Annotated in this window: 9 protein-coding genes and 1 tRNA gene; 7 read left to right on the top strand and 3 right to left on the bottom strand. The window is 71.3% G+C overall.

Features of this window, described 5'->3' with window-relative positions:
- The first annotated feature begins 10 nt into the window (after positions 1 to 10).
- Positions 11 to 2,155 (top strand): thioredoxin domain-containing protein, encoded by a 2,145-nt coding sequence (locus tag Q1K57_RS02640; protein ID WP_300078713.1) that lies wholly within the window; start codon positions 11 to 13, stop codon positions 2,153 to 2,155.
- A complete protein-coding gene (locus Q1K57_RS02645; RefSeq protein ID WP_300078715.1) occupies positions 2,140 to 2,913 on the top strand; it encodes a TIGR02206 family membrane protein in 774 nt (257 codons plus the stop codon). The genes Q1K57_RS02640 and Q1K57_RS02645 overlap by 16 nt, the downstream gene beginning before the upstream one ends.
- On the opposite strand, the gene Q1K57_RS02650 is transcribed toward Q1K57_RS02645, so the two are convergent.
- Positions 2,900 to 3,586, bottom strand: coding sequence for a hemolysin III family protein (locus Q1K57_RS02650; RefSeq protein WP_300078717.1), 687 nt, complete (start codon positions 3,584 to 3,586; stop codon positions 2,900 to 2,902). The two genes, Q1K57_RS02645 and Q1K57_RS02650, sit on opposite strands and share 14 nt — an antisense overlap.
- Positions 3,587 to 3,668: 82 nt before the next feature.
- On the opposite strand from Q1K57_RS02650, the gene Q1K57_RS02655 reads away from it, so the two are divergent.
- The 4 genes from Q1K57_RS02655 (at position 3,669) to Q1K57_RS02670 (ending at position 7,744) form a co-directional block, all read left to right on the top strand.
- The gene (locus tag Q1K57_RS02655) at positions 3,669 to 4,610 is read left to right on the top strand and encodes an NAD(P)-dependent oxidoreductase (RefSeq protein WP_300078719.1); all 942 of its coding nucleotides are present in this window, start codon (positions 3,669 to 3,671) and stop codon (positions 4,608 to 4,610) included.
- Between the two features lie 36 nt (positions 4,611 to 4,646).
- Entirely contained in the window at positions 4,647 to 5,453 is an 807-nt protein-coding gene (locus Q1K57_RS02660; protein ID WP_300078722.1) for an isoprenyl transferase, read from the top strand.
- Positions 5,454 to 5,820: 367 nt separating this feature from the next.
- Positions 5,821 to 7,164 carry a PhoH family protein gene (locus Q1K57_RS02665; protein WP_300078723.1) on the top strand — a complete coding sequence of 448 codons (1,344 nt, stop codon included), beginning with the start codon at positions 5,821 to 5,823 and terminating at the stop codon, positions 7,162 to 7,164.
- A gap of 31 nt (positions 7,165 to 7,195) precedes the next feature.
- On the top strand, positions 7,196 to 7,744 hold the full coding sequence (locus Q1K57_RS02670) for a DUF4245 family protein (protein ID WP_300078725.1): 549 nt from the start codon (positions 7,196 to 7,198) through the stop codon (positions 7,742 to 7,744).
- A gap of 227 nt (positions 7,745 to 7,971) precedes the next feature.
- Here the strand turns inward: Q1K57_RS02670 and Q1K57_RS02675 are convergent, their stop codons facing one another.
- Together Q1K57_RS02675 and Q1K57_RS02680 are read right to left on the bottom strand one after the other, a co-directional pair.
- Positions 7,972 to 9,324 carry an SH3 domain-containing protein gene (locus tag Q1K57_RS02675; protein WP_300078727.1) on the bottom strand — a complete coding sequence of 451 codons (1,353 nt, stop codon included), beginning with the start codon at positions 9,322 to 9,324 and terminating at the stop codon, positions 7,972 to 7,974.
- Positions 9,325 to 9,652: 328 nt separating this feature from the next.
- Complete coding sequence (locus tag Q1K57_RS02680) at positions 9,653 to 10,312, bottom strand: hypothetical protein (protein ID WP_300078729.1); 660 nt, start codon at positions 10,310 to 10,312, stop codon at positions 9,653 to 9,655.
- 45 nt (positions 10,313 to 10,357) lie between these two features.
- Between Q1K57_RS02680 and Q1K57_RS02685 the strand changes: the two genes are divergently transcribed.
- A tRNA-Lys gene (locus Q1K57_RS02685) sits at positions 10,358 to 10,430 on the top strand.
- Positions 10,431 to 10,537: the final 107 nt, after the last annotated feature.

Below are 10,537 nucleotides of genomic sequence, written 5' to 3' on the forward strand. Positions count from 1 at the left end.
GTCCAAGGAAATGGCAAACCGCCTCGCGAACGCGACGAGCCCGTACCTGCGCCAGCACGCCGGCAACCCGGTGGACTGGTGGCCCTGGGGGCCCGAGGCGTTCGCCGAGGCGCGGCGACGCGACGTGCCGATCCTGCTGTCGGTGGGGTATTCGGCCTGCCACTGGTGCCACGTGATGGCGCACGAGTCGTTCGAGGACGCCGAGGCCGCGGCCCTGGTCAACGCCCACTTCGTCGCGATCAAGGTGGACCGCGAGGAGCGGCCCGACGTCGATGCCGTGTACCTGCGCGCCACCCAGGCCCTCACCGGCCAGGGCGGCTGGCCGATGACGGTGTTCCTCACGCCCGACGGCCGGCCGTTCTTCGCGGGCACCTACTTCCCGCCCGCGCCCGCGCACGGGCTGCCGTCGTTCACGCAGCTCGTCGGCGCGCTCGGCGAGGCGTGGCGCGACCGGCGCGGCGAGGTGCTGGAATCGGCCACCGCGATCGTCGACCAGCTGGCGGCCATCAACGAACTGCCGGCGGCGGCGTCCGCGCCCGATGTCTGGGGGCTGCTGGACGCTGCCGGCGCCGACTTCGATCTGCTGCACGGCGGCTTCGGTGGGGCGCCGAAGTTCCCGGCGCCGCTGCTGGTGGACGCCCTGCTCGTCAAGGGCGACCCGGGCGCCCTCGACCTCGCAGGGCGCACGCTGGAGGCGATGGCGCGCGGCGGCATCCACGACCAGGTGGGCGGCGGGTTCCACCGGTACGCCGTGGACGCGGGCTGGGTCGTGCCGCACTTCGAGAAGATGCTCTACGACAACGCCCTGCTGCTCGGCGCCTACGTGCGCGGCTGGCGCCGGACGCCGCAGCACGAGGTGCCGCTGCGGGGGCTGTTCGAGCGGGTGGTGCGCGGGATCGTCGGTTGGCTCGAGCGCGAGATGCTCCTTCCGGGGGGCGGGTTCGCGGCCAGCCTGGACGCCGACTCCGCCGACATCAGGGGCATGGCCCACGAAGGCATCTACTACGTGTGGAGCCCGGAGCTGCTCACCGACGCCCTCGGGGAGGACGATGCCGCGTGGGCCGCCGAGACCTTCCACGTGACGACGCACGGGTCGTTCGAGCACGGCCTGTCGACGCTGCAGCTGCGCGGCGCGCCGGACGCCGACCGCTTGGGCCGGGTGTCTGCGCGGCTGCTCGAGGTGCGCCAGGGCCGGTTCGCGCCGCCCCGCGACGACAAGGTCGTGGCGGCGTGGAACGGCTGGCTCGTGGACGCCCTCGCGACCGCCGCGCTCGTGTTCGGCGAGCGGCGCTGGCTCGACCTTGCGGTCGGGGCGGCCGACCACCTGTGGCGTGTGCACCATACCGACGCCGGTCTGGTGCGCACCTCGCTGGGCGGCGTGGCGTCGCCGACGGTAGGGTTCGCCGAGGACCACGGTGCCGTGGCGCTCGCGTTCGGGCGCCTCGCGGGCGTGTTGGGGGAGCCGGTGTGGCTCGACCGGGCCGTCGCGGTGCTGGAGGAGGCGCTGAGGCTGTTCGGGGCCGACGACGGGGGCGTCTTCGACGCGGCGGCTGGTGAGGATGGGTTGTACGCCCGACCGCGCGACGTGACCGACAACCCGACCCCGTCCGGCACGATGGCGCTCGTCGCCGCCCTGCGGGTCGTGGGGGAGTTGGCGTCCCGCTCGGACTTCCTCGAGCGCGCGGATGCCGCCGCCGCGACGACGTGGGGGGTCCTGGCGGCCTCGCCCCGCTTCGCGCCGGCCGCGCTGGCCGACCTGTTGGCCGCCGACGAGGCCCGCAAGGGGCTGCGTCCGGCGGTGGCGGTGGTGCTGGACGCCGCCGGCGACCCCCTCAACGACGCTGCCCGGGCGGTGGCGCGGATGGCGCCCACCGGCACCGTCCTGCTCACTGGACGCCCCGGGACCACCGGGTTCGCCCACCACTTCGAGGGCCGCGCCCTGCGCGCCCCCGACGAGCAGGGAGCAGAGCCGGCGGCGTCCGGCCTGATCAGGCGCGCGCGGGTAGGGGCGTCGGGGCAGGTGGACGCCGACGAGTACGGCGAGCACGAGGTCGTGCCGACCGCGCAGACGGTGTACGTGTGCCGGGGCGAGGTGTGCTTCGCCCCGGCGACGACGGTGCAGGAGATCCGGGCCGCGCTGTGGAGCCGGGCCTGATGGCGGGTGGGTACTTCTCGGCGAAACCGCCGGCTGAACCCTTCCGGTTGTTCGGACGCGCGCATCTGGTGGCGCTGGGCGTGGTCGGCGGGGGGATCGCGGCGCTGGGGTGCCTGCGGGGACAGTCGCCGGAGACGCTGGCGGCGGTGAAGCGCGGGCTGGTGGTGGCGACCTTCGCCCAAGAGCTGTTCCTGCACGGGTGGCGGGCGGCCACGGGGCGCTGGACGCTCACCGAGATGCTCCCCGTGCACGCGTGCACCTGGGCGCTGTGGCTCGGCGGCGTCGGCGCGCTGACGGGGAACCGGACGATGCGCGACTACAGCTACTACCTCGGCATCGCCGGGGCGATGCAGGCACTGCTGACGCCCGACCTGGCCGAGTACGGCCCCGGGAACGTGCAGTTCGCGCAGTTCTTCGCGAGCCACGGGCTGATCGTGGCGCTCCCGGTGCACCTGCTGCTGCACGAGGGCTACCGGCCGACGTGGCGTGGCGCGGCGCGGACGTTGGGGGTGCTGGCCGGCCAGGCGGTCCTGGCCTACGCCGTCAACGAGCGGGTAGGCAGCAACTACCTCTTCGTGAGCCGCAAACCCCCGACGGCGAGCCTGCTGGACCGCCTGCCCCCGTGGCCGGCCTACATACCGGTGTTGTACACGTTGGCGGCCGGCGGCATCGCCGTCATGACGGTGCCTTTCGCCGGCGTGCCGGGGCAGGGACTGCGCCGGCGGCGTCCGGCCGGGGAGAACGTCAGCGGAGGATGACGATCGCGATCGCGGCGAAGTGACACAGGGCGGCCACAATCGTGCACGCGTGGAAGATCTCGTGGTAGCCGAACCAAGCGGGGGACGGATCGGGGAGCTTGCGGGCGTAGATGACGGCGCCGACCGTGTAGATCAGGCCGCCGAGGACGATGAGCGACACGATCAGCGGGCCGCCCGCGTTCCAGAACGGCACGAGCCAGCCGACCGCGACCCAGCCCATGACGAGGTAGAGCCCGGTGTAGAGCCAGCGGGGGGCGTTCATCCAGCCCATCTTGAAGCCGATGCCGGCGGCGGCGATGCCCCAGATGAGGACGAGGAGGAGGGTACGGCTCCAGCCGGAGAGGAGCATGAGCGCGAGGGGGGTGTAGGTGCCCGCGATGAAGACGAAGATGTTGGCGTGGTCGGCGCGGCGGAGGAACGCGGCCATGCGTTGGCCCCAGCTGCCGCGATGGTAGATGGCGGACGTGGCGAACAGCAGCGTGGCGCCGACGAGGTAGACGGCCAGGCCGATGCGGCCGATGAGCGACGGTGTCGCGACGAGGAGGATGAGGCCCGCCAACTGGATGAGCGGGGCCATCCCGAGATGCAGCCAGCCGCGCAGCTTCGGCTTGAGCGGCGTCAGGACGTCCATGGTGTCCACCCTACTACTTGACTCAGCGTAAGTTACGGTCACGTAGGTAAGGGTAGGTCGGCTGCGTGCTGGGTGCAAGTCGGGCGGTGACGAGACCGTCAACCCGAGGAGTAGCGTCAGCGTCGTGAAGATCCTCGCCACCACCAACGCCCCCTTCGAGTTCACCCCGCCGGAGGACGTCGCGGTCGTCGGCATCGACGAGAACGAGCCGGTCCCGCCCGAGCACCTGGACGCCGACGCCGCCATCCTCCAGGGGTGGACGAGCCCGGCCGCCAGCCAACTGGCTCGCGAGGCGACCCATCTCCGCTGGGTCCAGACCCTCGCCGCAGGCCCGGACGGTGTCCTCGCCGCGGGCTTCCCCGCCAGCGTCACCATCACGAACGGCCGCGGCCTGCACGACCTCACCGTCTCCGAAACCGCCGTCGCGCTGGCCCTTGCCGGCGTCCTACAGTTTCCCGCGATGCTGGCCGCGCAACGGGCCCACCATTGGGACCCCCACTTCGGGCGCTGGCGCACCCTCCGCCCCGAGGGCCAGCTCGGCTCCCTCATCGACACCGAGGTCCTCGTGTGGGGCTTCGGCGCGATCGGCCAGCACACGGCCCGCCTGTTCACCGCGCTGGGGGCGCGCGTGCGGGGTGTCGCACGCAGCGCCGGCGAACGCGCGGGCTTCGAGGTCTTCAGCGACGCCGACCTGGCCACCTTGCTCCCGCAGACCGATGTGCTCGTCATGGTGCTCCCCGCCACCCCGGACACCTACCACGCGTTGGACGCCGACCGCCTCGCCCTCCTGCCCGCTCACGCCTGGCTCGTCAACGTCGGCCGCGGCACGACGGTCGACCCGGACGCCCTCGCCGCCGCCCTCACCGCCGGGCGCCTCGGCGGCGCCGCCCTCGACGTCGTCGAGCCCGAGCCCTACCCGCCCGACGGGCCCCTGTGGAGCACGCCCAACACGATTCTCGTGCCCCACATGGCGGGCGGCGTCGCTCATGGTTCCGACGCGCTCTTCAACGACAACCTCGCCCGTCTGCGCGCCGGGCGGCCGTTGCGGAATGCCGTTGAACGCTGAGCCCGAGCCGAGGAGGCGGCCGCTACGCTGAGCGCCATGTCGTGGCTCAAGCGTGCCCGCGAGGTGGCCGATCGGGTCCACCCCGCCGGGCTGCTCTACTCCACGTACGAGCAGCGGCTCCTCGCCGAACTCGATCGCGATCGGTTGCCCGAGCACGTCGCCGTCCTTGCCGACGGCAACCGCCGCTGGGCGCGGCTCAACGCGCCCGGCCGGCCCCTCGAGGTCGGGTACCGGGCCGGCGCCGAGAAGCTCAAGCAGTTCGTCGAGTGGTGCGACGAGGTCGGCATCGGCATCGTCACCTTGTGGGTGCTCTCCACCGAGAACCTCACGAGGGACGCCGCAGCCGTCGGTCCGCTGCTCGGGGTCATCGAGGAACTGTTCACCGACCTCGCTGTCACCGGGCGCTGGCGCATCCGCCTCGTCGGCGACGCCAGCCTGCTGCCCGAATCCATGCAGTGTGCCCTGGCCGCCGGGGAGATGGCGGGAGCCGGCAGTCACGGTATGACCGTCAACATCGCCATCGCCTACGGCGGACGCCATGAGCTGCGCGATGCCGTCCGCAAACTCCTCGCCACCGAGGCCGAGAAGGGCACCTCCCTCGCCGAACTGGCCGACACGCTGGAGATCGAGGACATTGCCGGGCATCTCTACACCGCCGGCCAGCCCGACCCCGATCTCATCATCCGCACCTCCGGCGAACAGCGTCTCTCCGGGTTCTTGATGTGGCAGTCCGCGCACAGCGAGTTCTACTTCTGCGAAGCGCTCTGGCCGGATTTCCGCCGCGTCGACTTCTTGCGTGCCCTGCGCAGCTACGCCAGCCGGGAGCGCCGTTACGGCCGCTGACCTGGCCGGTCCTCGCACGATCTGCCCCGCGCCGTTTGGTGGTTGGGGGCACCCTCTGTGTGGCGGTTGGGGGCACACCCTGTGTGCCAGTTGGGGAACACTATGCGGGCGATCCAGCGCCCTCTTGGTGAGCCCCAACCGCCACACAAGGGTGGGCCCGAACTGTCACACAGGTGAACTCTTGGCGGCAACGCGCGTGTCTGCGGTGGGCGGGGCGGCGTCCGGCCTACTGTCGAGACAGGGCCCTCCCGACGGGGGCCCGACGAGAGGGATCCATGAGTCTGCTTCCCCGGCGGAGCACTCTCGGCTGAACCACTGGTGAGGCCGGGGCGGGAGGCCCGTCGCGGCCGCGACACGAAGGACCACCGTGACCGACACCACCACGCAGCCCGCCGCCAGCACCTCGTCCGCCCCGCGCACGGCGACCAAGACGTACGTCATCGACACGTCGGTGCTGCTCAGCGACCCCAACGCCCTGATGTACTTCGCCGAGCACGAGGTCGTCGTGCCCCTCGTCGTCATCACCGAGTTGGAGGGCAAGCGTCACCACCCCGAACTCGGCTTCTTCGCCCGCAAGGCCCTCCGCTTCCTCGACGACCTCCGCGTCAGCTATGGGCGTCTGGACGCACCGGTGCCGGTCAACGACGCCGGCGGCCGCATCCACGTGGAGCTCAACCACACGGACGCCGACGTGCTGCCCGCCGGGTTCCGCCTCGGCGACAACGACAGCCGCATTCTGGCCGTCGCCGCCAACTACGCCCACGAAGGTCGCGCCGTGGTGCTCGTCACGAAGGATCTGCCGCTGCGCGTCAAGGCCGCGTCGGTGGGTCTGGAGGCGGAGGAGTACCGCCACGAGTTGCCACCCGACTCCGGCTGGACCGGCGTGGCCCACGTCGACCTCGACCCCGAGGAGATGGACGCCCTCTACGACCACGGAGAGGTTCGGACGCCGCTGGTCGCCGACCTGCCCTGCCACACCGGGGTCGTCCTGCGCGGCGGCGGGTCGACCGCCCTCGCCCGCCTGCGGACGGACGGTGCGCTCCATCTCATCCGGGCAGATCGCGACGTCTTCGGCCTGCACGGGCGTTCCGCCGAGCAGCGGGTCGCCCTTGACCTGCTCATGGACGCCGGCGTCGGCATCGTGTCCCTCGGCGGCCGCGCGGGCACCGGGAAGTCGGCGCTCGCCCTCGCGGCCGGCCTCGAGTCGGTGATGGAGCGCCGGCTGCACGACCGGGTCATCGTGTTCCGTCCGCTGTACGCCGTCGGTGGCCAGGAGCTCGGCTACCTGCCGGGAACCGAGAACGAGAAGATGTCGCCGTGGGGGCAGGCGGTGTTCGACACGCTCGGCTCGGTGGTGCACCGCGACGTGGTCGACGAGATCGTCGCGCGCGGCATGCTCGAAGTGCTGCCCCTCACCCACATCCGCGGCCGCAGCCTGCACAACGCGTTCGTGATCGTCGACGAGGCGCAGTCGCTGGAGCGCAACGTGCTGCTCACCGTGCTCTCCCGCATCGGCCAGAACAGCCGGGTGGTGCTCACCCACGACGTCGCCCAGCGCGACAACCTACGGGTCGGACGCCACGACGGCGTCGCCGCGGTGGTCGAAAAGCTGAAGGGCAATCCGCTGTTCGGGCACGTCACGTTGACCCGGTCGGAGCGGTCGCCGATCGCGGCCCTCGTCACCGACCTGCTGGAGGACATCGGTTTCTGACGGCCCGGTGGGCCATGGCAGGATGCTCGCCATGGCCCAGACCGCGCGACGCTCGGCGTCCGGCACGCAGATGATCGTCGCCCTGCTGGTGCTGCTCGTCCCCATTCTGGGCATCTCGTTCGCCTTCACGCGCAATCCGGATCCGCAAGTGCCGAGCGTCGCTTACGCGCCCGTCGCCGCCAGGGCTGCGACGGCGTCCGAGTATGTCGTCTACGCCCCGGCGACCCTGCCGGCTGGCTGGACGTGCACGTCGGCGCAGTGGCTGCCGGCGGGGGCGTCCGGGCAGGCGAAGGCGGTCGTGGGGGACACCTGGTCGATGGCGTTCCTCACGCCTGAGCGGCGCTACGTCGGGCTCGACCAGCGTGCGGCCGCTCCGGACGCGTTCGTGACCGAACGCACACGGGAGGGTTCGCAGGACGGGGCGTCTACCGCCGCGGGTCTCGACTGGACGCGGTACGTTTCGGACGACGGCCGGACGCGGTCGCTCGTCCACGTGGACGACTCGGTCGTGGTGGTCAGCGGCGATCTGCCCTATGCCGATTTGGAGGCCTTCGCTGCGACCTTGGCGCCCGCCGGTTGAGGGTTCGGCCGCGCCCGCGGCGGCCTTAGCGCTGGGCTGCGCCCCGCGGCGTCCTGACTGAGGGACGAGGCTGGAGGTGCGTCTGGCGGTGTCACGCTAGGACGGGCTTCCTTACCGTGACAGGCGCGAACGAGCACCGCGCCCCGGGCACTGAGGTCGCCCGGCTCGTCTCCGTCAGGAGCTTCCGGTCCCCGACGCACTGCCCCAGATCACAGGAGTCACGCCGCTCAGGGCTGCACGGAGACGTGCACGTGGTCGTAGTGGTTGGCCGTCACGGAGCCGCGATCCTCCATGAGGCGCCAGCCGCGGTCGGGATAGGCGGCGTTCCAGAGCTGCTGGCGGTAGATGATGTAGCTGATCTTGTAGGTCGCGGCGTTGTTCTGGAAGTAGTGGGCGATCTCCCAGCCGTAGTCCGCGTTCGCCGGAACGGACCAGTCGGGAATCATGATGTCGACGGCGCGTCCGTTCGGGTGGTCGGAGCTGTAGTCGCTCGAGGCGCGCCAGCCGTAGATCGTGCGGATCTGGGTGAAGTTGGCCACGACGTAGTCGTACACCGCCTTCGCGTTCGGGGTGAGCTGGCTGATGCCGGAGCTTGTCACCGCGGCGTAGGCGACGGCGGTCGGCGCAGAGCTCGAGACGTAGGGCGAGTACACCCAGCGAGCCACCCCGTGATAGATGACCTGGGTGCGGTTGTTCTCCGTGACGCCCGTGGTGTCCAGGGCGGTGCCGCGGGACACCTGGCCGACGATGGCGCCGTCCGCCGCCGAGGTGGCGCGCACGTTGAGGAGGTTCACCGTGACGTACACCTTGCCGACGGCGGCCGGGGCGGCTGGCGCCGAGGGGCCGCTGGAGCCGACGGCGGTCGTGTAGCGGGTGGCGATCCAGCGGGTCTGGCCGCCGACGATGACCTCGGTGTAGTCGGCGGTGGTGTTGCCGGTGGTGTCGACGATCGACCCGGCCGGGAGCACACCGGTGTACGGGGCCGCGAGGTCGCCCTCCGTGCGCAAGTACAGGTTCGCCGTCGTCTTCACCCTCCCGGCCGCGACCGGGCCGCTCGACGCGCTGCCGACGTTGAGGTAGCTCGTCGAGATCCAGCGGGCGACACCCGCGTAGATCACCTGGGTCCAGCCGCCGCTCACCGTGCCCGTAGTGCCGAGCGTCGTGCCCTTCGCCGCAACGCCGACGATGCCATAGGAGGTGCCGGGCCCGCTGCGGACGTTGACCGCCGCGGTGGTCGTGGCCTGGCCGGACGCCGTCGGTGCGGCCGTCGCCGGCGCGGCGGGGGTGGCGGACGTGGGAGCCGCCGCGGAGCCGGAGGAGGCGCGCAGGTACGTCTGGTAGACCCAGCCAATGGTCCCCTTCGCGGTGGTGACCTGGTACCAGCCACCCGTGACCGTGCCCAATGCGGTGACCGTCTCGTCGGGGGCCAGGACGGAAACGACGCTGTAGCTCGTGCCGGGTCCGGAGCGCAGGTTGACGTAGGTCGTCGCGGTCATCGGCTGGGTGGCTGCAGCCGGGTTGGCGATCACGAGGCCGCCGACGCCCAGCGCCATCGATGTGATCAGGCTGCCGACAGCCAAGTTGAAAGGTCGTCCGGCTCGCTTCACGGTGTCCCCTCGAGATCGTGATCCGGCACACCCCTGTCCGGACCTGAGAAGTATTAGACGTTCTCTCAGGGATGGTCGGCAATACGAAATGGGCAGCCAGTGGCGGGTGCGGCCCAGAGGGTGTGGCCGCCCTGGGGGAATAACACAGCTGTGATTTCTGGCGTTCACGAGGGCGTTCTCCCTTGTCGCGGCAGGTTGCGGGTGGGAGGGTGGGGCCGGTTGATTTATCCGGGAAGATCATTATGCGGAAACGATTCACAGGAAAACCCGAAACGTGGGGTTGAGGGTTTCGAGTGGCTTCTCAGCCCTCGAGGACCACCCACGACGTCTCGTCGTCGGCCAGCCACGTGGCGCAGGTGCCCCAGCACTCGGCGGGCAGCCAGCCGGAGTCCAGGTCCTCGCCGGGGACGAGTCGTCCACCGGTGAGGGCGACGGCGCGGCGGAGGGTCGTGCGCTCGGCGAGGATGACCGGGATCGTCTGGACCCGCCCGGTGGCGTGGTTCGCGCGCAGGGTGCCCAGGGCGGCGTCCGAGAATGCAGGGGCGACGAGGACGAGGGGCCTCTGATCGCGCCGGGCGTGGACGAGGGCCGGGAGGAGCCGACGGTCGGTGGTGAGCGCGGTGTCCGTGACGAGGACGAGGGGATGGTCGGCGGCCGCGCGCCCGCCGGTGAGGAAGGCCGCATCCGGGACGCCGCCGGGCAGGCTGGGTGCGTCGTCCGGCGGGTGGGGGACGGGGCTCGGCAGTGAGGAGGGTGATGCCGCCGGTGCGAGCTGGAGGTCGTCCTCGGTAACATAAGCGGGGGCGTCCGTGGCGACGAGACCCGGGATGGGGCGCACGGGAGGCTCACGCAAGGCGGCAGCGGCGCGCTGGTTGCGCCGGCGGTCGGACCACCAGCCGAACCACACCAGCGCCGTGCCGACCACGAGGATCACGCCGATGCCCCACCACGGAGGAACCATGGCGCCAGCGTAGGTGGGCGCTCGCAGCGATACACTCGGACGCCGGGGCCTATAGCTCAACTGGCAGAGCAGCGGACTTTTAATCCGCGGGTTCTGGGTTCGATTCCCAGTGGGCCCACGAGCAGAAAAACTCGAATGACTAGGTGTTTCGATCTCCCTCCTTGCGGGGCACTGCGTGGGCAGACCTGGGCCCAGGTACGAGGCTGGACAGCACGTGGATCGCGT

The sequence above is a fragment of the Propioniciclava sp. genome (assembly GCF_029977985.1).
Taxonomy (GTDB): Bacteria; Actinomycetota; Actinomycetes; order Propionibacteriales; family Propionibacteriaceae; genus Propioniciclava.